Here is a 22,118-nt window from a genome sequence, read left to right on the forward strand (position 1 = left end):
CGGCCCCGGATGCACCCCGGGCGAAGAAAAAGAAAGTGGTGTCGGGCTGCATCCGGCGGTGCGACGGGTGGCGTAACCCGTTCTGCAAGCCAGACCTGACGAACCAGCACCAATCACCAGGAGGCAGACATGCAGCTCGCTATCTTCCGTCGGGTCGCCGCAGGCGGCGCGGTGGCCGCTCTGGCCTTCGCCGGCGTCGGCGCCGCGACCACGGGCCCGGCGTACGCCGCCTCGTCCAAGGTCTCCGTCGTGCACGGCATCCCGGACACCCCGGTGGACGTCTACGTCAACGGCAAGAAGACCCTCGACAACTTCAAGCCCGGTGACGTCGCCGGCCCGCTGACCCTGCCCGAGGGCGAGTACGACATCGCCCTGACCAAGCCGGGAGAGCCGGTCGGCAGCGCCATCCTCAAGGTCGACGACGCCGAGGTTCCCGGCGGCGCCAACATCAGCCTCGCCGCGCACCTCGGCGCGGACGGCAAGCCGCAGATCACCCCGTTCGTCAATGACACCGCCAAGCTGGCCGCCGGCAAGGCCCGGCTGATCGTCCGGCACACCGCCGCCGCCCCGGCGGTCGACGTCCGGGCCGGTGGCAAGCCGGTCTTCGAGGACCTCACCAACCCGAAGGAGGCCAAGGCCGACGTCGACGCGGGCACGGTCAAGGCCGACGTGGTGCTGGCCGGCACCGACACCGTGGCGATCGGCCCGGCGGACCTGAACCTCAAGGAGGGCACCGCCACCATCGTCTACGCGATCGGCTCGGCCGAGGCCAAGAACCTCGACCTGGTCGCCCAGACCATCACCGGTCTGCACTCGGCCCCGGGCGGCGTCCCCAGCGGCACCGGTGGGCAGGCCGGCACCGGCGTGGACACCTGGTGGTACGTGCTGGCCGGTGCCGGCGTACTGCTGCTGGTCGGCGGCGGGGCGCGGGTGGCCGCCACCCGGACCGGTCGCCGGTGACGGTGCGACACCGCGGGGCGCTGGCGGCGATGGCCGCCGGCGTCGCCGCGCTCACCATCGCCACCGTCGTGGCCTGCGGCTCGCAGCCGGCCGAGGACGTCGGCGCGGACGAGGCGGCGGCGCTGGCCAGCAGCAGTCCGCCGGGCCCGACCGCCGGAACCGGTGGCGGCCCGTCGGTGCCGGTGACCGCAGGGGACCTGCCCACGGCCGAACGGACCGTGCCGCCGGTGAAGCTGCGCATCCCGGCGATCGACGTCACCGCCACGGTCAACCCGGTGGGCATCGACACCCGCACCGACGAGTTCGACGTCCCGCCGAGCGTGGACCAGATCGGCTGGTACCGGTTCGGCCCCGGGCTGGAGACCGACGCCGGCTCGGTGGTGATCGCCGGTCACGTCGACAGCTCGGAGCAGGGCAAGGGGGCGTTCTTCCGGCTCCGCGAACTCGACCGGGGGGACACCGTCACCGCCACCGGCGCGGACGGCGAGCAGCGCGCCTACCGGGTCGTCTCCCGCGAGGAGTACGCCAAGACGAAGATCCCGCTGGACCGGTACTTCGCCCGGGACGGCAAGCCGCGGCTGACCCTGATCACCTGCGGGGGGCCGTTCGACCCGAAGACCCGGCACTACCGGGACAACATCGTTGTCACCGCCGTACCGGCCTGAGGACCGGGTCGGGGCCGATCCGGTCCCGGCCCGGTCCCATCCACGCTTCGGTACGGGTGGTCCGGCATCCAACGCGCCGTGCGCTGGCCGTTACGCTGAACGGTGATGGCATACCTTGATCACGCGGCGACCACCCCGATGCTCGACGAGGCGTTGGCGGCGTACGTCGCCACCGCCCGCGAGGTCGGCAACGCGTCGTCGCTGCACGCGACGGGCCGGCGTGCCCGGCGTCGGGTGGAGGAGTCCCGCGAGCGGGTGGCCGCCGTGCTGGGCGCCCGCCCCTCCGAGGTCATCTTCACCGGCGGCGGCACCGAGAGCGACAACCTCGCCGTCAAGGGCGTCTTCTGGGCCCGACGGGCCGCCCGGCCCGACCGGGTCCGGGTGGTCTCCAGCGCCGTCGAGCACCATGCCGTCCTCGACGCGGTCGACTGGCTGGCCGACCACGAGGACGCCGAGGTCGCCTGGCTGCCCACGGACGCCGCCGGCAGGCTCGACCCGGCGCTGCTGCGCGCCGAGCTGTCCGCGCACGCCGACCGGGTCGCCGTGGTGACCGCGATGTGGGCCAACAACGAGGTCGGCACCGTGCAGCCGGTGGCCGAGCTGGCCGCCGTCGCCGCCGAGCACGGCGTGCCGTTCCACACCGACGCGGTGCAGGCGGTCGGCCAGGTGCCCGTCGACTTCGCGGCCAGCGGGGTCTCCGCGCTCACCGTGACCGGGCACAAGCTCGGCGGCCCGACCGGGGTGGGCGCGCTGCTGCTCGCCCGGGACGTCGCCGCCACCCCGCTGCTGCACGGCGGTGGGCAGGAACGCGACGTCCGCTCCGGCACCCTGGACACCGCCGGCATCGTCGCCTTCGCGGTCGCCGTCGAGACGGCGGTCAAGGGCCAGCAGGAGTACGCCGCCCGGGTGGCGGCGCTCCGCGACGACCTGGTGCGGCGGGTCCGGGAGGCGGTGCCCGAGGTGGTGTTCAACGGCCACCCCGACGACCGGCTGCCCGGCAACGCGCACTTCTCCTTCCCGGGCTGCGAGGGGGACGCCCTGCTGCTCCTGCTCGACGCCCAGGGCATCGCCTGCTCCACCGGCTCGGCCTGCTCGGCCGGGGTGGCCCAGCCCAGCCACGTGCTGCTGGCGATGGGCGCCGACCACGACCGGGCCCGCTCCTCGCTGCGCTTCACCCTCGGCCACACCAGCACCCCCGCCGACGTCGACGCCCTGATCGCGGCCCTCCCCGCCGCCGTCGACCGCGCCCGCCGAGCCGCCGCCCTCCGCACCCCCCGCTGACCGCCCCCGCCTGCCCTCTTCGCCCTGACCGGCCCCGGTCAGCGGCCCCGCCCCGCCTCCACCCCCGCTCCGCCTCGGCCCCGCCCCGGCTCTGCCCCCGGTGATCAAGAGGTTTGCGTCACCCGCCCGCCGGATTCTGACGCAAACCTCTTGATCACCCGCCCCTGCCTGCCTGCACCCATCCCCACCCGACCGCGCACGCCGTCCAGCCCATTCGGGCTGCTGAGCGGTGGTGGTGCTCGGTGATCAAGAGGTTGAGGTCAGGAACGGGCGGGCGGGTGACGCAAACCTCTTGATCACCGGGGGTAGCGCCGGGGCAGCGGCGGGGGCAGGGCCGGGGCGGAGTGGGGGCGGGCCGGGGAGGGAGGGGAGGCGGGCGGGGTGGGTAGGCTCGATGGGGGAAGGGAGCGTGGGCTGGTGAAGGTTCTGGCGGCGATGTCGGGCGGGGTGGACTCCGCCGTCGCGGCGGCGCGGGCGGTGGATGCCGGGCACGACGTGACCGGGGTGCACCTGGCGCTGTCCCGCAACCCGCAGACCTTCCGCACCGGGGCCCGGGGGTGCTGCACCCTGGAGGATTCCCGGGACGCGCGCCGGGCCGCCGACGTCATCGGCATCCCCTTCTACGTGTGGGACATGGCCGAGCGCTTCCACGCCGACGTGGTTGACGACTTCGTCGCCGAGTACGCGGCCGGGCGTACCCCGAATCCGTGCCTGCGCTGCAACGAGAAGATCAAGTTCGCGGCGGTGCTGGACCGGGCCGTGGCCCTCGGCTTCGACGCCGTGGTCACCGGCCACCACGCCCGGCTCGGCCCCGACGGGCTGCTGCGTCGCAGCGTCGACCTCGCCAAGGACCAGTCGTACGTGCTGGCGGTGCTCACCCGCGCGCAGCTCGACCGGGCGCTGTTCCCGCTCGGCGACGCCACCAAGGCCGAGGTGCGGGCCGAGGCGGCCCGGCGTGACCTGGCGGTGGCCGAGAAGCCCGACTCGCACGACATCTGCTTCATCGCCGACGGCGACACCCGGGGGTTCCTCGCGGGCCGGCTCGGCGAGACGCCCGGCGCGGTGGTCGACGCGCTGACCGGCGCGGTCGTCGGCAGTCACACCGGCGCGTACGCCTACACGGTGGGCCAGCGACGCGGCCTGCACCTGGACCGGCCGGCCCCGGACGGGCGACCCCGGTACGTGCTGTCCATCACCCCGAAGACCAACACGGTCACCGTCGGCCCCGCCGAGGCGCTGGAGGTCTCGCTGGTCCGCGCCACCCGTCCGGTCTGGACCGGGGACGACCTGCCGGACGCGCCGATCGCCTGCGAGGTGCAGTTGCGGGCGCACGGCGACGTCGTACCGGCCACTGTGACCGTGGACGGCGACCGCCTCACCGCCGAGCTGCGCCGTCCCGTACGCGGGGTGGCCGCCGGCCAGGCCGTGGTGGCGTACCGGCCGGACCCGGCGGGGGACGTGGTGCTCGGCTCCGCCACCATCTCCGGCTGACCCACCGGCCGGGTGTGTCGACCGTCGCCGGTTACCCTTCGGCCGTGACCCAACAGCAGCTCTGGCCCTGGCCGGCGGGCGCGGCGACCGGCATCGGTTCGCTGCCCGGCACCGACATCGCCGAGGCGCAACGGATCGTCCTGGGTGAACTGCCCGCCCTGCCCCACCTGCCGGAGCTGCCCGCCCGGGGGCCGGGCGCCGACCTGATCGGGCGTACCGGCGGGCTGCTCGTGGAGCTGCCGGTCGAGCTGTACGCCGCGCGCTGGCGGATCGCCCCCCGTCCCGGTCGGGACCTGCGCCGCGCCCGGGACCTGATGGAACGTGACCTCGACCAGCTCGCCGAGCAGGCCGAGTCGTACGCCGGGCCGGTGAAGGTGCAGGCGGCCGGGCCGTTCACCATGGCCACGGCGGTGGAGTTGCCGATCGGCGGGCGGCTGCTGCGTGACCCGGGCGCGGTGCGTGAGCTGACCGCGTCCCTGGCCGAGGGGTTGCGGCTGCACGTCGAGGCGGTGACCCGGCGGCTGCCCCGGGCGTCGGTGCTGCTCCAACTCGACGAGCCGTCGCTGCCGGCGGCGCTCGCCGGTCGGGTCCGCACCGAGAGCGGCCTGGGCACGTACCGGCCGGTCGACACCGCCGTCGCGCGTACCCTGCTCGGCGAGGTGATCACGGCGGTCGGGGTGCCGACGGTGGTGCACTGCTGCGCCCCGGACGTGCCGCTGGAGCTGATCCGTACCGCCGGGGCGGTCGGGGCGGCGCTGGACCTCGCCCTGCTCACCGACCTGGACCCGCTGGGCGAGGCGATCGACGCCGGCCTCGGCCTGCTGGCCGGGGTGGCACCGACCCTGCCGCCGTCGGCCGGCGTCGCACCGACCTCGGCGCAGCTCGCCGACCGGGTACGCGGACTCTGGGACCGGCTCGGCTTTCCGCGCCGCCAACTCGCCGAGCAGGTGGTGGTCACCCCCGCCTGCGGGCTGGCCGGCGCCACCCCCGGGTACGCCCGCGCGGTGCTCACCGCCTGCCGGGACGCGGGGCGGCGGCTGCACGAGGGGTGAGGTTTCCCGTCGTACCCGGTGGGCAGGATGACGGCCATGATTGGACAACTGCGTACCGTGGCCATCGACTGCCCCGACCCCCGGGCGCTGGCCGGCTTCTACGCGGAGCTGCTCGGTCTGCCCCTGGCCGAGGAGGACTCCGACGGTAACGAGTGGGTGGTGCTCGGCGGTCCGGTCGGGCACCAGCCCCGGCTCGCCTTCCAGCAGGCGCCCGACCTGGTCCCCCCGGCCTGGCCTGATCCGGCGCGTCCGCAGCAGCTCCACCTCGACGTCACGGTCGACGACATCGAGGTGGCCGAGAAGGCGGCGCTCGCCCTGGGCGCCCGGCGGCTGCCCGGCGAGGGCGACGGCTTCCGGGTGTACGCCGACCCGGTGGGCCACCCGTTCTGCCTCTGCTGGGACTGACCCTCCGGGGAGCACGTCCCCGCGTCGGGCGGGTCGGGCCACCGGTCGGCCCGGCCTGCCCGACGTGCCGGGGTGGTGCCGGCGGGGCATGATCGGGTCCGTGATCGACTCCTCGCTGCGCCGTGCCTCCGGTTCGCTGTTCGGGCTCGCCTACGGCGACGCGCTCGGCAAGCCGACCGAATTCCTCTCCGTCACCGAGATCCACCGTCGCTACGGCCCGGCCGGTCCGCGGGAACTGGTCGGTGATCCGGTACTGGTCACCGACGACACCCAGATGGCGCTCGCGGTCGCCTGGGCGCTGCACGACGCGCCGGAGCACACCGCCGGGGCGGTCGAGCCGCTGTTGCGGCGGCGCTTCCTGGAGTGGGCGGCCAGCCCTGACAACAACCGGGCACCGGGGATGACCTGCCTTCGGGCCTGCGGCGAGCTGGGCCGGGGGCTGCCCTGGCAGCAGGCGACGGTGGTCGACTCGAAGGGCTGCGGGGCGAACATGCGGGTCACCCCGGTCGGGCTGCTCGACGTCGACCCGGACATCCTGGCCGGGTTGTCCCAGCTCCAGGCCGGCCTCACCCACGGTCACCCGACCGGGCTGGCCGCCAGCGAACTGACCGCGTACGCGGTGCGGCTGCTGCGTGACGGGGCGACGCCGGCGCGACTGCCCGGCCTGCTGGCCGACCGGGCCCGCAGCCAGCGGGGCACCTACCGGGACGAATGGCTGGGCGACCTGTGGCGGCATGCCGGTGCGGGCTCCCCGGCGCAGTTCAGCGCCGTCGGCTGGGACGAGTGCCTGTCGGCGCTGGACCGGTTGGCCGCCGCGCTGCGCCGGCCCGACGACGGCGACGACCCCTGCCGGCACACCGGTGAGGGCTGGATCGCCGAGGAGGCGCTGGCGACCGCGCTGCTGTGCGTGCTGCGGCACCCGGACGACCCGGTGGCCGCGATCGGCCGGGGCGCGAGCACCGCCGGCGACTCCGACTCGATCGCCGCGCTGGCCGGCGCGTTCCTCGGTGCGGCCCACGGGATGTCCGGCTGGCCCGCGGACTGGTCCACCCGCATCGAGTACGCCGACCAGCTCGCCACCCTCGGCGCGACCTGGGACTGACCCGCCCGCCATGCCGGATGCCGCCCGACCGCCTGCGCGGATGCCGCCCGACCAGCCGGCCGGATGCCGCGCCGTCGCGATGCCGGCCGGCACGAACGGGGGTGCCGGGACGGCCGGGCCGGTGCGCTGCTCAGGCCGGGCTGCGTCGCCCGTGCAGGCGCTTCACCCGCCGCCACAGGGCCGGGTCGCAGCTACCGGCCCGGCGGGAGAAGGCGTCGGCCGGGATACGCAGCGGCTCGGCGAGATCCAGCCAGCTGTCGTGTTCGGCGTCCGGGTCCCAGTCCCGGGTGGGGATCGGCACGTGGTCGTCCCGGTCGCTCTTGTCCTGGCTGGTGATCTTCAGGACCTCCGCGCCCCGGTCGTCGGCGCGTACCACCAGGCAGGGCCGGACCTTCGAGCCGGTGCCGTCGTGGAACGGCACGTCCGCCCACCAGATGTCACCCGCCCGGGGCGTCCCGGTGGGGGTGCGGGGGCGGGGCGGCGCGGTCGGTCGGGCCCGGTCCCGGGGCGGGGTGCCGCGCCCCGGCCGGGTGCGCCCGCCACCGCTGGACGGGCGGCCACCCCGGCGTCGCCACTCGTTCCACATCCACCCGGCGGCGACCGCCAGGACGATCAGCAACCCCCACAGCAACCACCGCGGCATCGGTACCCCCGCCTCCCTCCCGGGCGGCCACCGCCGCCGACGTGCGGCGATCGTCGCACGCTGCGGGGCCGCCCGCCCGCCGGGCGGGGTGGGGGGAGGCCGGGGAATGTCCTACCGGCCGGTTACCGTGCTCCCGTAGCGTGATCACGGGGGAGGTTCACACGGTGTCCGGAGGCGACAGGGTGTCGGAAGAAGAGATTCCCCAGCAGGTCAGCGCGGCCCAGGAGGCGGCGGCCGGTGGTGAGCCCACCCCCGAGGCCCGGGAGCGGCACGCCACGTTGAGCCAGGAGCTGACCGAACACCAGTACCGCTACTACGTCCTCGACGCGCCGACCATCACCGACGCCGAGTTCGACAGGCAGTTGCGGGAGCTGGAGGCGCTGGAGGCGGAGTACCCGGCGCTGCGCACCCCCGACTCGCCGACGCAGCGGGTCGGCGGCACCTTCTCCACCGACTTCACCCCGGTCACCCACGCCGAGCGGATGCTCTCGCTGGACAACGCGTTCGCCGACGAGGAACTCGCCGCCTGGGCCGAGCGCGTCGAGCGCGACGCCGGTGGCCCGGTTTCCTACCTGTGCGAGCTGAAGGTCGACGGCCTGGCCATCAACCTGACCTACGAGAGGGGCCGGCTGGTCCGCGCCGCCACCCGGGGCGACGGGCGCACCGGCGAGGACGTCACCGCCAACGTCCGCAGCATCCGCAGCGTGCCGGCCCGGCTCACCCCGTCCGACGAGTTCCCCGACATCCCGGAGCTGCTGGAGGTACGCGGCGAGATCTACTTCCCGGTCGCCGGGTTCGCCGACCTCAACGCCAGCCTGGTCGAGCAGGGCAAGGCCCCGTTCGCCAACCCGCGCAACGCCGCCGCCGGCAGCCTGCGCCAGAAGGACCCCCGGATCACCGCGTCCCGGCCGCTGCGGCTGGTGGTGCACGGCACCGGCGCCCGCACCGGGTTCCGGCCGACCACCCAGTCCGAGTCGTACGCGGCGCTGAAGGCGTGGGGGCTGCCGACCAGCGACCGCTGGCGGGTGGTGCCCGACCTGACCGGCGTGGCGGAGTACATCGCGTACTACGCCGAGCACCGGCACGACGTCGAGCACGAGATCGACGGGGTGGTGGTCAAGGTCGACCCGGTGCCCATCCAGGGTCGGCTCGGCTCGACCAGCCGGGCGCCCCGCTGGGCGATCGCCTTCAAGTACCCGCCGGAGGAGGTCAACACCCGGCTGCTCGACATCGAGGTCGGCGTCGGGCGGACCGGCCGGATCACCCCGTACGCGGTGCTGGAGCCGGTGCACGTGGCCGGTTCGACGGTCGCCCAGGCCACCCTGCACAACGCCCGCGAGGTGGAGCGCAAGGGGGTGCTGATCGGCGACACGGTGGTGCTGCGCAAGGCCGGCGACGTGATCCCCGAGGTGCTCGGCCCGGTGGTCGAGCTGCGTCCCGCCGACGCCCGCCCGTTCGTCATGCCCACCCACTGCCCGTCCTGCGGCACGGCGCTCGCCCCGGCCAAGGAGAGCGACGTCGACATCCGCTGCCCGAACACCCGCAGCTGCCCGGCGCAGTTGCGGGAACGGGTCTTCCACCTCGCCGGGCGGGGCGCGTTCGACATCGAGGTGCTCGGCTACAAGGGGGCCGCCGCGCTGCTGGACGCCGCGATCATCAGCGACGAGGGGGACCTGTTCGCCCTCGACGCCGCGCAGCTCGCCCGTTCGCCGTTCTTCGTCAACAAGGACGGCAGCCTCGGCACCAACGCCACCAAGCTGCTCGACAACCTCGCCGTGGCCCGGGAACGCGACCTGTGGCGGGTGCTGGTGGCGCTCTCCATCCGGCACGTCGGGCCGACCGCCGCACAGGCCCTGGCCCGGCACTTCCGCTCCGTCGAGGCGATCGAGGCGGCCGCCGAGGAGGAACTGTCCTCGGTCGACGGGGTCGGCCCGACCATCGCCGCCAGCATCACTGAGTGGTTCGCCGTCGACTGGCACCGCGACGTGGTCCGTAAGTGGGCCGAGGCGGGCGTCCGGATGGCCGAGGAGGCGGTCGACGAGGGGCCCCGCCCGCTGGAGGGCGTCACCGTGGTGGTGACCGGCACGCTCGCCGGTTTCAGCCGGGACCAGGCGGCCGAGGCGATCCAGACCCGGGGCGGCAAGGTCACCGGCTCGGTCTCCAAGAAGACCGGCTTCGTGGTGGTGGGCGACAACCCCGGTTCCAAGGCCGACAAGGCGGCCGGGCTCAAGGTGCCGGTGCTCGACGAGGACGGTTTCCGGGTGCTGCTCGACGCCGGCCCGGACGCGGCCCGCGAGGTGGCCCGGGTCGACGAGAGCTGACCGCCCGGCCCCCGGCCACCTGTCCCGCTGCACCCATAGGTGACTCTTGGCCCGTATACCAACTTAGTCACGACTACGACCGATTCGCGGCTGTCGTGCGGGTCCACCGGCGCCCAGGGCGTTTCATGGTGGCAGGTGTACGGCCGGCGTACACCCTGATGGGCGTGCCCGGGAGGTGCCATGGAGACCGCCGACCCCCGCAACTCGTTCCCGGGTGGGCGGGAGGAGCCGTTCCTGGGTCTCGTCGCCGGGGTGATCGGCCTGGCCGCCCTGGTCTCCGTCGCGTCACTGGTCGACCTCGTCGACCGGCCGGGGCTGCCGGCGGCGTTCTGGACGATGGCGGTGCTCGCGGTGGGCTGCGACGCCCGCCCCTTCGTGCCCTCCGGCCGCCGGCAGACCTCCGCGGTCTTCCCGTCCACCTGCTTCACCTTCGCCATCCTGCTCGGCTGGGGCCTCGGCCCCGCAGTGCTCGTGCAGGCCGTCGCGGTCACCGTGTCCGGCGTCCGGCTGGGACACGCCCCCTGGCGGACCACCTTCAACGCCGCCCAGTACGCCTGCGCGCTCGCCGCCGCCCACCTCGTGCTCCGGCTCGGGCCGGGCGGCCTGTTCGACGGCGACCGGTTGGGCTGGACCGACGTGCTCGCCGTCGGCGGCGCGACGGTCACCTGGTTCGTCGTCAACTACGGCCTGGTCAGCACCGCGCTGCGGCTGCGCTTCGGCGGCCGGTGGTGGCCGGCCGTCCGGCAGGGGCTGCCGTTCGAGCTGCTCTCCACCGGATCGCTGCTGCTGCTCGCCCCCGTCCTGGTCACCGCCGCGCGGGCCAGCGCCGCGCTGATCCCGCTGGTGCTGGTGCCGCTGTTCGCGGTCTACCGGATGGCCCACCTCTCCGACGAACAGGTCCAGCTCGCCGCCCTCGACCCGCTGACCGGCCTGCCCAACCGCAAGGCGCTGCTCGCCGAGGTGGCCGAGCAGGTGCACCGGCACGCCGAGCGGGTCGCCCGGGGTGAACCGGGGGCGCGGGTGGCGCTCCTGCTGATCGACCTGGACCGGTTCAAGAACGTCAACGACGCGCTCGGCCACGCCGTCGGCGACCGGCTGCTGGTGGAGGTGGGTGCCCGACTCGCCGGGGTGGTCGGCGACCGGGACCTGCTGGCCCGGCTCGGCGGGGACGAGTTCGCCATCGTGGCCGGCGGGCTCGACGGTGTCGACGAGGCGCGTGAGCTGGCCGGCCGGGTGGTCGCCGCGCTGACCGAGCCGGTGTCGCTGGACGGTCTGCCGCTGGACGTCGGCGGCTCGATCGGCATCGCGCTCTTCCCCGACCACGGCGAGGACTACGCCACCCTGATGCGCCACGCCGACGTCGCCATGTACGACGCGAAGCACCGCAACGACACCGTCGCCGTGTACACGGCCGAGTCCGACCACAACTCCGCCGAGCGGTTGGGGCTCCTGGCCGACCTGCGGCGCGTACTGGAGAACCGGCCGGTGGCCGGGCAGAGCGTGCGGGGCGGTGACGGCGCGGCGCTGCCACCCCGGCTGGCCCCCGACGACGGACCCGACCGTGCCCCGCGCCCCGACGCCGGACCGGGACCCGGGCCCGGCAGCGGCATGCGCACCGGCATGGGCGTCGGCGGCACCGGCCGGTGGTGGCTGCCCCGGCGACGCTCCCGGCCGGCCCCGGCGCACCCCGACGAGCTGCTGAACCGCATCCTCACCGGCGCCGACCCGGTCCGCCGCCACAGCACCGCCCCGGAGCACCTGCCGCCCACGCCGACCCCGGACACCGGGCCGGCGGCGACGCCCCCCGCCCCGCCGACGCCCCCCGCCCCGGCGGCCGAGGTCGGCGAGATCACCATGTACTACCAACCGCAGGTCGCCATCGCCACCGGCGAGGTGGTCGGGGTGGAGGCGCTGCTGCGCTGGCGGCACCCGCGCCGGGGAATGGTCGACCCGGAGGAGCTGATCCGGGTCGCCGAGCAGAGCGCCGTGATGCGCCTGCTCACCTACCGGGTGATCGACGACGTGGTGGCGCAGTTGGCGAAGTGGTCCGCCGCCGGCACCACGCTGCGGGCGGCGCTCAACGTCAGCGTCCGCGACCTGCACACCGGGGAGATCGTCGACCGGATCGCCGACCGGCTCGCCAGCTACGGGGTACGCCCGGACCGGCTGCAACTGGAGATCACCGAGGGGGCGCTGATGGCCGACCCCCGGCGGGTGCTCGCCACCATCACCCGGCTGCACCAGCTCGGGGTGGCCATCTCACTCGACGACTTCGGCACCGGCTACTCGTCGTTGCAGCACCTGCGCCGGCTGCCGCTGTCCGAGGTGAAGGTGGACCGGTCGTTCGTGCTCGGGATGGCCGAGGACGCCGACGACGCGGCGATCGTCAGGTCGACCATCGAGCTGGCCGGCGCGCTCGGCCTGCGGGTGGTGGCCGAGGGGGTGGAGGACGAGCGGACCTGGCGGCTGCTGTACGCGGCCGGTTGCGACGCCGCACAGGGCTGGTTCTACGCCCGCCCGATGCCCGCCGAGGAGTTGACCGCCTGGCTGGCCCGTTACCGGCCGCTGAGCCCCGTCCCCAGCCCGGACGCCGAGATCCCCCGCCGGCACGCCCGCTGACGGTCGCCGGCACACCCCCGGGGGGTGGGTGGGCGGCCCCGGACCGGCCGGCGGCCCGGACGCGGGGGGAGTCGGAGGCGTCGGGTCCGGCGCAGGACAATAGACTCGCTCCGGTCACCGCGCGTCATCCCGTCGACGTCGCGGCCGGCCCACCCGCCCGCAGCAGCACAGCCACGAAGGGGGCACCGATGGCCGCCATCTCCCGCGAGGAGGTCGCGCACCTCGCGCGACTGTCGCGGCTCGCCGTCACCGAGGAGGAGCTGGACACCTTCGCCGGTCAACTGGACGTGATCCTCCAGTCGGTCGCGCAGGTCGGCGAGGTCACGGCGGCGGACATCCCGCCGACCTCCCACTCGGTGCCGCTGACCAACGTGCTCCGCGACGACGTGGTGGTGCCCGGACTGACCCCGCAGGAGGCGCTGTCGGGTGCCCCCGACGTCGCCGAGCAGCGGTTCCGCGTCCCGCGCATCCTGGACGAGGACGTGGCGTCGTGAGCGGATGTGTAGTTGACACCGGGCATGACAGGCGAACCATCGAGCCCAGTGCGCCGGCTGCCCGGGGCACCGGTGAGCGGAGCGAGGCGACGGCATGACCGACCTGACCAGAATGACCGCGACCGACCTGGCCGGGCTGGTGGCCTCGGGGGAGACCTCCGCCGTCGAGGTGACCCGGGCCCACCTGGACCGGATCGCCGCCGTCGACGACCGGGTGCACGCGTTCCTGCACGTCGACACCGAGGGGGCGCTGGCCGCCGCCCGCGCCGTCGACGAGCGCCGGGCCGCCGGTGAGCAGCTCGGGCCGCTGGCCGGGGTGCCGGTGGCGGTGAAGGACGTGCTCACCACCAAGGGCGTGCCGACCACCGTCGGCTCGAAGATCCTCGAAGGGTGGCGTCCGCCGTACGACGCGACGATCGTGCAGCGGCTGCAGGCGGCCGGCACGGTGATGCTCGGCAAGACCAACATGGACGAGTTCGCGATGGGCTCCTCCACCGAATACTCGGCGTACGGCCCGACCCACAACCCGTGGGACACCGACCGGATCCCGGGCGGCTCGGGTGGGGGCAGCGCCGCCGCGCTGGCCGCGTACGAGGCCCCGCTGGCCATCGGCTCCGACACCGGCGGCTCGATCCGCCAGCCCGGCGCGGTCACCGGCACCGTCGGCGCGAAGCCCACCTACGGCGGCACCTCCCGGTACGGCCTGGTCGCGTTCTCCTCCTCGCTGGACACCCCCGGCCCATGCGCCCGGACCGTGCTCGACGCGGCGCTGCTGCACCAGGTCATCGGCGGGCACGACCCGCGCGACTCCACCTCCATCCCGCAGCCGGTGCCGGACGTGGTGGCCGCCGCGAAGCTCGGTGCGACGGGCGACCTGACCGGGGTGAAGCTCGGCATCGTCAAGGAGTTCACCGGTGAGGGCGCGGAGCCGGGTGTGATGGCCGCGTTCCGCGAGTCGGTGGACACCCTGGCCAAGCTGGGTGCCGAGATCGTCGAGGTGTCCTGCCCGCACTTCCGGTACGCGCTGCCGGCGTACTACCTGATCGCGCCGAGCGAGTGCTCCTCCAACCTGGCCCGGTTCGACGGGGTCCGGTTCGGTCTGCGGGTCGGTGACGACGGCAACCGGTCGCTGGAGGAGGTCATGTCGCTGACCCGGGAGGCCGGTTTCGGCGCCGAGGTCAAGCGCCGGATCATGGTCGGCACCTACGCGCTGTCGTCGGGCTACTACGACGCCTACTACGGGCAGGCGCAGAAGGTCCGTACCCTGATCACCCGCGACTTCACCACGGCGTTCGAGCAGGTCGACGCGCTGATCTCACCCACCACGCCGTTCGTGGCGTTCCCGATCGGGGCGCGCACCGCCGACCCGTACCAGATGTACCTGGCGGACCTGTTCACCATCCCGACGAACCTGTACGGCGGGCCGGGCATCTCGGTGCCGTGCGGCCTGTCCGAGGGGCTGCCCGTCGGTCTGCAGGTGATGGCCCCGACGATGGCCGACGACCGGATGTACCGGGTCGCCGCCGCGCTGGAGTCCGTGGTCGGCACGTTCACCCCACCGGCACTGTGAGGCTGGAGTTCAGATGACGACGACACTGCCCGCGTACGACGAGGTCGTTGCGCGTTACGAGCCGGTGATCGGCCTGGAGACCCACGTCGAGCTGGGCACGAACACCAAGATGTTCTGCGGTTGCCCGACCGACTTCGGCGGCGAGCCCAACACCCGGGTCTGCCCGGTCTGCCTGGGCCTGCCCGGCTCGCTGCCGGTGGCCAACAAGGCGGCGATCGAGGCGACGATCCGGATCGGCCTGGCGCTGAACTGCTCCATCGCGCAGTGGTGCCGGTTCGCCCGGAAGAACTACTTCTACCCGGACATGCCGAAGGACTTCCAGATCAGCCAGTACGACGAGCCGCTGTGCTCCGACGGCTACCTGGACGTCGAGGTCGACGGCGAGCTGGTGCGCATCGGCATCGAGCGGGTGCACCTGGAGGAGGACACCGGCAAGACGCTGCACGTCGGCGGGGCCACCGGCCGCATCCACGGCGCGACCGAGTCGCTCGTCGACTACAACCGGGCCGGCATCCCGCTGGTGGAGATCGTCACCAAGCCGGTCCCCGGCACCGGTGCGCTCGCCCCCGAGGTCGCCAAGGCGTACGTGACCGAGCTGCGGGACGTGCTGCGCTCGCTGGGCGTCTCCGACGTCCGGATGGAGGAGGGGTCGCTGCGCTGCGACGTCAACACCTCCCTCAACCTGCCGGGGCAGGAGTGGGGCACCCGCACCGAGACCAAGAACGTCAACTCGTTGCGGTCGGTGGAGCGGGCGGTCCGCTCGGAGATCCTGCGCCAGGCGTCGGTGCTCGACGCGGGTGGCCGGATCACCCAGGAGACCCGGCACTTCCACGAGGACACCGGGGACACCACGCCGGGCCGGTCCAAGGAGACCGCCACCGACTACCGGTACTTCCCGGAGCCGGATCTGGTGCCGCTCGCCCCGGACACCGCCTGGGTGGCCGAGCTGAAGGCGGCCCTGCCGGAGCTGCCCCGGCTGCACCGTCGCCGCCTCCAGGAGCAGTGGGGCCTGTCCGACCTCGACATGCAGTCGGTGCTCAACGCCGGTGCGGTCGAGCTGATCGAGGCGACCGTGGCGGCCGGCACCACCCCGGCGGCGGCCCGCAAGTGGTGGCTGGGTGAGCTGTCCCGCCGGGCCAACGAGACGGGTGTGGAGCTGGCCGACATCGGGGCCACCCCGGCGCAGGTCGCCGAGCTGCAGGGGCTGGTCGACGCGGGCAAGCTCAACGACAAGCTGGCCCGGACGGTGCTGGAGGGCGTGGTCGACGGCGAGGGATCGCCGACCGAGATCATGACCAACCGGGGTCTGGAGGTGGTCTCCGACACCGGCGCGCTCACCGCCGCCGTCGACGAGGCGATCGCCGCCAACCCGGGCATCGCCGACAAGATCCGCAGCGGCAAGGTCGCGGCGGCCGGCGCGCTGGTCGGCGCGGTGATGAAGGCCACCCGTGGCCAGGCCGACGCCAAGACCCTCCGTGACCTGATCCTGGAGCGCCTCGGCGTCCAGGGCTGACCCGAGCGGGCCGGAGCCGAGGCTTCCCGCCCGCGACCGGCGAGGGCCGCCGTCGTGACCCGACGGTGGCCCTCACCCCTTCCCCCGGGGTACGCGCGCGACCCGCGCGACCCCCCACCGAGGGCGTCAACGGCGACGCCCGGATGGAGTTGCCGTGAACGAGCACGACCTCGACGTCCTCGACGAGATCCAGCGGCGGGTGCTGTGGCTCGCCACCCGGATCGTGGACGCGGCCAACCACGACCGGGACACCGGCGACGGGGTGAAGGTCGGCGGGCACCAGGCGTCGAGTGCCTCCCTGGTCACCGCGATGACCGCACTGTGGTTCGCCCACCTGGACGCCGAGGACCGGGTGGCGGTCAAGCCGCACGCCTCCCCGGTGTTCCACGCGATCCAGTACCTGCTGGGCAACCTGGACCGGTCATATCTGACGAGGCTGCGGGCGCGGGGTGGGTTGCAGTCGTACCCGTCGCGGACCAAGGACCCGGACGCGGTGGACTTCTCCACCGGCTCCGTCGGGTTGGGCGCGGCGGCCCCGCTGTTCGCCGCGGTGACCCGCCGCTACGTCGACGCCCACTTCGGGGCCCGCCCGCACTCCCGGTTCGTCGCGTTGATCGGTGACGCCGAACTGGACGAGGGCAACATCTGGGAGGCGGTCGCCGACCCGGCCACCACCGGCCTGGGCAACGTGATGTGGCTCGTCGACTTCAACCGGCAGTCGCTGGACCGGGTGGTGCCCGGCATCCGGATCGACCAGTGGCGCGGGCAGTTCGAGGCCGCCGGCTGGCACGTCGTCGAGGTCAAGTACGGTCGCCGGCTCGCGCAGGCGTACGCCCGGCCGGGTGGGGCGGCGCTGCGTGACTGGATCGACCGGATGCCCAACGAGCAGTACCAGTCGCTGTTCGGGCTGACCGGGCCGGCGCTGCGGCAACAGTTCCTGGACGGCGCGCCCGACGGCATCGCCGGGTTCATCGCCGACCTGACCGACGAGGAGTTGGCCCCGCTCGTCACCGATCTGGGCGGGCACGACCTGGCGGCGATGCTCGACGCGTACGCCCAGTGCGACGCGGTGACCGACCGGCCCAGCGTCGTCTTCGCGTACACCGTCAAGGGGTGGGGGTTGCCGATCGCCGGTAACCCGCGCAACCATTCGGCGTTGCTGTCCACCGCGCAGGTCGACGCGCTGCGGGCGGAGCACGGCCTGACCGCCGCGACGGAGTGGGACCGGCTCGACCCGGCGAGCCCGGCCGGCATCCGGGCCGGCGCGCGCCGGGAGGCGCTGGCCCGCGCGCCCCGGCACCGGTCGCTGGGGGTCACCGTCCCGGAGACCACCGGGGTACGCACCCACAAGCCGGTCTCCACCCAGGAGGTCTTCGGCCGGGTGCTGGTGGAGCTGGCCCGGGACCCGCAGGTGGCGCCCTACCTGGTCACCACGGCGCCGGACGTGGCGACCTCCACCAACCTGGCCGGGTTCATCAACAAGACCGGGGTGTTCGCCCCGACGGAGCGGCGGTCCTGGTCGCAGGACCGGATGCTGCGCTGGACGGAGAGCCCCGCCGGGCAGCACATCGAGCTGGGCATCTCCGAGATGAACCTGTTCCTGCTGCTGGGCCAGCTCGGCCTGTCCTGGGACCTGTCCGGGCAGCCGCTGCTGCCGGTCGGCACGGTCTACGACCCGTTCGTGCTGCGCGGGCTGGACGCGTTCCTCTACGGCACCTACTCGGGTTCCCGGTTCGTGGTGGCCGGCACCCCGTCGGGGGTCACCCTGGCCCCCGAGGGCGGTGCCCACCAGTCCACCATCACCGCCTCCGTCGGCCTGGAACTGCCCGGCGTCACCTTCTGCGAACCGGCCTACGCCACCAGCCTCGACTGGCTGCTCTGCGACGCGCTCGGGCAGATCGCGCAGGGCTCGGCGCCGGCCGCCACCGCGGCGCCCACCGAGGACGGGGCGTACTACTTCCGGTTGAGCACCCGCCCGCTGGACCAGACGCCGTTCGAGGCGGCCCGGGCCCGCCTCGGCGACGCGGTGCTGCGCCGGCAGGTGGTCGCCGGGGCGTACCGGCTGGTGGACGCGCACCAGGCGTACCCGCAGCTGGCCGACGCGCCGGTGGTGACCCTGGCCGCCTCCGGGGCGGTGCTGCCGGAGACGCTGGCCGCCGCCGCCGAGCTGGCCGAGGAGGGCATCGCCGCGCACGTGGTCGACGTGACCAGCCTGGACCGGCTCTACCGGGCCTGGCAGCGCACCCTGCGCCAGGGCGTGCGTACGGCGACCGTGCCGAGCGTGCCGGGGGCGTTGCGGGCGGCGTTCGGGGACCGTGCCCCGCTGGTGACCGTGCACGACGCCGCCTCGCACGCGATGGCCTGGCTCGGCTCGGCGCTCGGGGTGCCGGCGGTGCCGCTGGGGGTGGACGAGTTCGGCCAGTCCGGCAGCGTCCGCGAGCTGTACGAGCTGCACGACCTGCTTCCCGGCAGCATCGTCAACGCCGCCCTGGCCGCCCTGTCGTTGCGCTGACCGCTGCGCCGCCTCTCCCTCCCTGTCGCATCCATGCGCGGAGCTGGCGCGGGCGTGACGCTCTGCCCGGTGCCGGCGGGTGTCGTGCCCCGCCATCCACCGGCGGAACGCGTCGCTGATCTGATCACTCTCCGTTAGTTCCGTGATTGATGCTGGTTGTGGTCACCCTCAGTTGTCCGACGCGGCAGGTCCCATGACTCAGGTACGTATCCTTTGCTCTGCTGCCATGGCGGCGACAAGGTGCTGGCCAGGGGAAATGTCGATGACTGTCGGTGGCGTCGAGCTTCGGTGTCATAACGCAAGGTGACTGTCGCCGTCAGGGCAGCAGAGCAAAGTCTCCGAGTGTGGGTAGGCGGGTGCGGCGCGGTGGTCACCTTCGGTGACGTCGGGCGGAGGGTTGGCCCGGGTGACGCGGGCGCAGCCGCGAGTCCCGGCCCGACGGTCGAGGCGCAGCCACGGCCGCCGGCTCTGCGCTGCCGGCCACGCATGGGCCGCCTGCCCGCCGCCGCCCTGGCCGTCCTGCCGTTGCGCTGACCGCAGGCGGATCAGCCGGTCGGGCTGGGGGTCGGCGAGGTCGGGGTCGGGCCGGTCCCGGAGGGTGACGGGGACTCCGAGCCGCCCCGGGTCGGGGTGGGGGTGACCGGGACGTCGGCGCCCTTCGCCGGATCGCGGATCACGTGCCGTTCCAGGTTCACCTGGGCCTGCCCGGTGCCGCCGACGGTGATGTCGTCGTAGGCCTGGAGCAGCTTCTGCTGGTCGAAGTAGAGCACCGACATCGACAGCGGAGTCGGCTTCTCACCCTCCAGGCCACGCAGCCCGGCGCCACCGGTCGAGCCCTCCACCATCAGCTGGGTCGGCTGCTGGCCGTCCACCTGCGGCAGCTTCGAGATCTGCCGGGCGTGGGTGTGCCCGGCCAGCACCAGCGGGCAGGTGCCCGAGAGCGGACCGGCCGAGGCCGGATCGTGCACCAGCGCGATGTTCACCGGTCGCGGCGAGTCGCGGACCGTGGTGGCGAGCGTCTCGCCGGCCCCGATCACCTGGTTGGCGACCTGCGCGGTGAGCCCGCTGCCGGCCGGGGAGGTCTCCTTGTCCGGGGTGAACCGGGGGTCGCCGATGCCGGCGATGGTCAGGCCGGCGACGGTGGTGGTCGAGTTGTTCAGCACGACCGCGTTCGGTTGCCGGGCCACCGCCGCCGCCGTCCGGGGTGAGTCGTGGTTGCCCCGGATGTAGACGTACGGCTTCTTGAGCAGCCCGATCGAGCCGACGTACGACGCCTCGGGTTCGCTGCCCCAGTCGGTCAGGTCGCCGGTGTCGATCACCACGTCGATGCCGAACTGCTCGACCACGGTGCGGATGAGCTGCCAGCCCGTCGGGTTGAGGTGCATGTCGGACACGTGCAGCACCCGGGTGGTGCCCGGCGCCGGTTCGTACACCGGCAGCGCCGAGACGGTGGTGTAGAGCTGGCTGACGTTGCCGACCAGCCGCTGCAACTGCTCGGCGTAGCGGCTGTAGTCGTTGGCGATCCGCCGCGCGTCACCGACGATCGCCGGGGCGTTGACCAGCAGGCCCTCGTAGCGGGGCTCCTCGATGGCCTGCGGGCGGACGGTGCCGGCCGCCAGGCCGAGGCTGCCGGCGGTGACCACCAGGGCCACCCCGCCGGCCCAGGCGGTCCGCCGGGTGTCCCGGAAGACCAGCGCGGCCAGCAGCAGGGTGACCAGCACGGCCGCCCCGAGGGTACGCAGACCGAGCCGTAGCACCCCGTTGCGGACGTCGGTCACCGCCGACTGGCTGGCCCGGCTGATGCTGGCCGGGTCGTCGATCAACGCCTCGGTCTTGCGTTGGTCCAGCGCGCCGAGCCCGACCGTCAGGTGGGTGGGGCCCTGGTGGCTGTCGAGCTGGAGCGCGCCCAGCGGGGGGATGTCGACGGTGGTGCCGCCCCGCACCGCCGGGGCGAGGGTCAGGTCGGCGCGGAACGGGCCGATGTCGGTACTGACCCGGCCACCGGCGAATACGCCGATGACCGTCCCGGTCAGGGCGACCAGCAGCACCGCCAGCACCACGCCGGCCCGTCGGGCCCGGGTCGACCGCAGGGCCGACCACCAGGTCCGCCAGCGTCGCTCACGCCGGGCGGGGAGATCCCTCTCCCCGGCTCCGCGTTGCTCGTTCTCCTGACCGCCCATGATGAGATTCTGACCTGCCCCGTGAAAGATCTTGGCAAACCCGACAGACGGGTGGCCGATCCGCCCGGTACCTGCCCGGCTGTCCGGCCCGTCGGCGTGTCGTCAGCTCCGGCCGGCCCCGCCGTCGGCGAAGACCAGTCGCAGCAGCCGGTCGTCCTCCGGGGTCGGCTGACCCCGCCCGTCGTGGTTGGAGGTGGAGACCCAGAGCGAACCGTCCGGGGCGGCGGCTACCGCCCGCAACCGACCGTACTTCTCGGTGAGCAGTTCCCGGGGCGCGCCGAGCACCGTGCCGGCGTCGGTCAGCTCCACCAGCCAGATCCGCTCGCCGCGCAGGCAGGCGGCGGCCAGCAGCCGACCCGTGGCCGCCAGACCCGAGCAGGACGCCTCGTCGGTGCCCCACTGCACGACCGGATCGACGAACCTGCCGTCGCCGGCCTGCCCCTCCACCGTCGGCCAGCCGTAGTTCGCGCCCTTGTCGATCTTGTTGATCTCGTCCCAGGTGTTCTGCCCGAACTCGGTGGCGTACATCCGTTTCCCGGCGTCCCAGGCCAGACCCTGCACGTTACGGTGCCCCAGCGACCAGACCGGCGAGCCGGGGAACGGGTTACCCGCCGCCGGCTTGCCGTCCGGGGTGATCCGCAGGATCTTGCCGGCCAGGCTGGCCTTGTCCTGGGCGGCGCCCCGGTCACCGGCGTCGCCGGTGCTGACGTAGAGCTGCCCGTCCGGGCCGAACGCCAACCCGCCGCCGTTGTGGTTGCCGGACTTCGGGATGCCCGTCAGGACCGGCGTGGGGGTGCCGCCCAGCGTCAACCGGGCCACCCGGTTGTCCTGCTCGGTGGTGTAGTAGACGAAGACCGTCCGGTCCTGCGCGTACGCCGGGGAGACGGCGATGCCGAGCAGGCCCGCCTCGCCGGACGCGGCCACCCCCGGCACGGTCTGCGCCGGGGTGACGGTCAACCCCTGTGGCCCCGACCCGGGCCCGACCTTGAGGATCCTGCCGCTGTCCCGCTCGGTGACCAGCGCCGCCCCGTCGGGCAGGAAGGCGATGCCCCACGGCACCCGCAGGCCCTTCGCCAGCACCGTGGCCACCACCTGCTGCTCGGGGGTGTTCGCCGACGCCGACGGGGTCGGCAGGTTGGGGGGTTCACCGGCCGGATCGGGCTCCGGCGGGCCGAAACTGCACCCGCTCAGCAGCAGCGCGGCACCGGAGGCCGCCAGGGCCGCGCGGACCCGGACGGTGCGGGGGTACGGGAGACGGGCGCTCACCCGCCCCAGCCTAGCCCGCGAATCCCGGTCGGCCGGGCCACCGG

The 22,118-nt window shown here is 74.1% G+C and carries 16 protein-coding genes; 13 read left to right on the forward strand and 3 right to left on the reverse strand.

All coding sequences use genetic code 11. The annotated features are described in order from the left end of the window. The first annotated feature begins 129 nt into the window (after positions 1–129). The 7 genes from JQX11_RS04390 to JQX11_RS04420 all read left to right on the forward strand — a co-directional run bounded on the left by JQX11_RS04390 (position 130) and on the right by JQX11_RS04420 (position 6,956). On the forward strand, positions 130–960 hold the full coding sequence (locus tag JQX11_RS04390; RefSeq protein ID WP_204923714.1) for a DUF4397 domain-containing protein: 831 nt from the start codon (positions 130–132) through the stop codon (positions 958–960). Next, the gene (locus tag JQX11_RS04395; protein ID WP_204923715.1) at positions 957–1,625 is read left to right on the forward strand and encodes a class F sortase; all 669 of its coding nucleotides are present in this window, start codon (positions 957–959) and stop codon (positions 1,623–1,625) included. The genes JQX11_RS04390 and JQX11_RS04395 overlap by 4 nt, the downstream gene beginning before the upstream one ends. Before the next feature lie 105 nt (positions 1,626–1,730). After that, positions 1,731–2,906: a cysteine desulfurase family protein gene (locus JQX11_RS04400; protein WP_204923716.1), complete on the forward strand. Its 1,176-nt coding sequence runs from the start codon at positions 1,731–1,733 to the stop codon at positions 2,904–2,906. Positions 2,907–3,323: 417 nt separating this feature from the next. Continuing rightward, the gene (mnmA, locus tag JQX11_RS04405) at positions 3,324–4,397 is read left to right on the forward strand and encodes a tRNA 2-thiouridine(34) synthase MnmA (RefSeq protein ID WP_204923717.1); all 1,074 of its coding nucleotides are present in this window, start codon (positions 3,324–3,326) and stop codon (positions 4,395–4,397) included. Positions 4,398–4,441: 44 nt separating this feature from the next. Next, positions 4,442–5,449, forward strand: a complete 1,008-nt coding sequence (locus tag JQX11_RS04410; protein ID WP_204923718.1) for a methionine synthase — start codon at positions 4,442–4,444, stop codon at positions 5,447–5,449. Between the two features lie 36 nt (positions 5,450–5,485). Continuing rightward, positions 5,486–5,854: a VOC family protein gene (locus JQX11_RS04415; protein ID WP_204923719.1), complete on the forward strand. Its 369-nt coding sequence runs from the start codon at positions 5,486–5,488 to the stop codon at positions 5,852–5,854. Positions 5,855–5,942: 88 nt separating this feature from the next. Next, positions 5,943–6,956: an ADP-ribosylglycohydrolase family protein gene (locus JQX11_RS04420; protein ID WP_204923720.1), complete on the forward strand. Its 1,014-nt coding sequence runs from the start codon at positions 5,943–5,945 to the stop codon at positions 6,954–6,956. Positions 6,957–7,086: 130 nt separating this feature from the next. Here JQX11_RS04420 and JQX11_RS04425 read toward each other — a convergent pair whose 3' ends face one another. Further along, positions 7,087–7,599 (reverse strand): type II toxin-antitoxin system PemK/MazF family toxin, encoded by a 513-nt coding sequence (locus tag JQX11_RS04425; protein ID WP_204923721.1) that lies wholly within the window; start codon positions 7,597–7,599, stop codon positions 7,087–7,089. 182 nt (positions 7,600–7,781) lie between these two features. Here JQX11_RS04425 and ligA point away from each other — a divergent pair, with 182 nt between their 5' ends. From ligA to JQX11_RS04455, 6 genes are all read left to right on the forward strand, one after another. Continuing rightward, on the forward strand, positions 7,782–9,920 hold the full coding sequence (ligA, locus tag JQX11_RS04430; protein WP_204923722.1) for an NAD-dependent DNA ligase LigA: 2,139 nt from the start codon (positions 7,782–7,784) through the stop codon (positions 9,918–9,920). A gap of 180 nt (positions 9,921–10,100) precedes the next feature. Beyond that, positions 10,101–12,539, forward strand: a complete 2,439-nt coding sequence (locus JQX11_RS04435; RefSeq protein WP_204923723.1) for a putative bifunctional diguanylate cyclase/phosphodiesterase — start codon at positions 10,101–10,103, stop codon at positions 12,537–12,539. A 188-nt stretch (positions 12,540–12,727) separates the two neighbouring features. Continuing rightward, positions 12,728–13,033 carry an Asp-tRNA(Asn)/Glu-tRNA(Gln) amidotransferase subunit GatC gene (gatC, locus tag JQX11_RS04440; protein WP_088641698.1) on the forward strand — a complete coding sequence of 102 codons (306 nt, stop codon included), beginning with the start codon at positions 12,728–12,730 and terminating at the stop codon, positions 13,031–13,033. 94 nt (positions 13,034–13,127) lie between these two features. Continuing rightward, positions 13,128–14,603 (forward strand): Asp-tRNA(Asn)/Glu-tRNA(Gln) amidotransferase subunit GatA, encoded by a 1,476-nt coding sequence (gatA, locus tag JQX11_RS04445; RefSeq protein ID WP_204923724.1) that lies wholly within the window; start codon positions 13,128–13,130, stop codon positions 14,601–14,603. A 13-nt stretch (positions 14,604–14,616) separates the two neighbouring features. Next, positions 14,617–16,116, forward strand: a complete 1,500-nt coding sequence (gatB, locus tag JQX11_RS04450; RefSeq protein WP_204923725.1) for an Asp-tRNA(Asn)/Glu-tRNA(Gln) amidotransferase subunit GatB — start codon at positions 14,617–14,619, stop codon at positions 16,114–16,116. 154 nt (positions 16,117–16,270) lie between these two features. Next, the gene (locus tag JQX11_RS04455; protein ID WP_204923726.1) at positions 16,271–18,628 is read left to right on the forward strand and encodes a thiamine pyrophosphate-binding protein; all 2,358 of its coding nucleotides are present in this window, start codon (positions 16,271–16,273) and stop codon (positions 18,626–18,628) included. 545 nt (positions 18,629–19,173) lie between these two features. On the opposite strand, the gene JQX11_RS04460 is transcribed toward JQX11_RS04455, so the two are convergent. Together JQX11_RS04460 and JQX11_RS04465 are read right to left on the reverse strand one after the other, a co-directional pair. Beyond that, a complete protein-coding gene (locus JQX11_RS04460; protein ID WP_204923727.1) occupies positions 19,174–20,808 on the reverse strand; it encodes a metallophosphoesterase in 1,635 nt (544 codons plus the stop codon). Between the two features lie 102 nt (positions 20,809–20,910). Further along, the gene (locus JQX11_RS04465; RefSeq protein WP_204923728.1) at positions 20,911–22,074 is read right to left on the reverse strand and encodes a PQQ-dependent sugar dehydrogenase; all 1,164 of its coding nucleotides are present in this window, start codon (positions 22,072–22,074) and stop codon (positions 20,911–20,913) included. Positions 22,075–22,118 lie beyond the last annotated feature (44 nt).

The organism is Micromonospora humida, assembly GCF_016901255.1.
In the GTDB taxonomy this organism is placed as follows: domain Bacteria; phylum Actinomycetota; class Actinomycetes; order Mycobacteriales; family Micromonosporaceae; genus Micromonospora; species Micromonospora wenchangensis.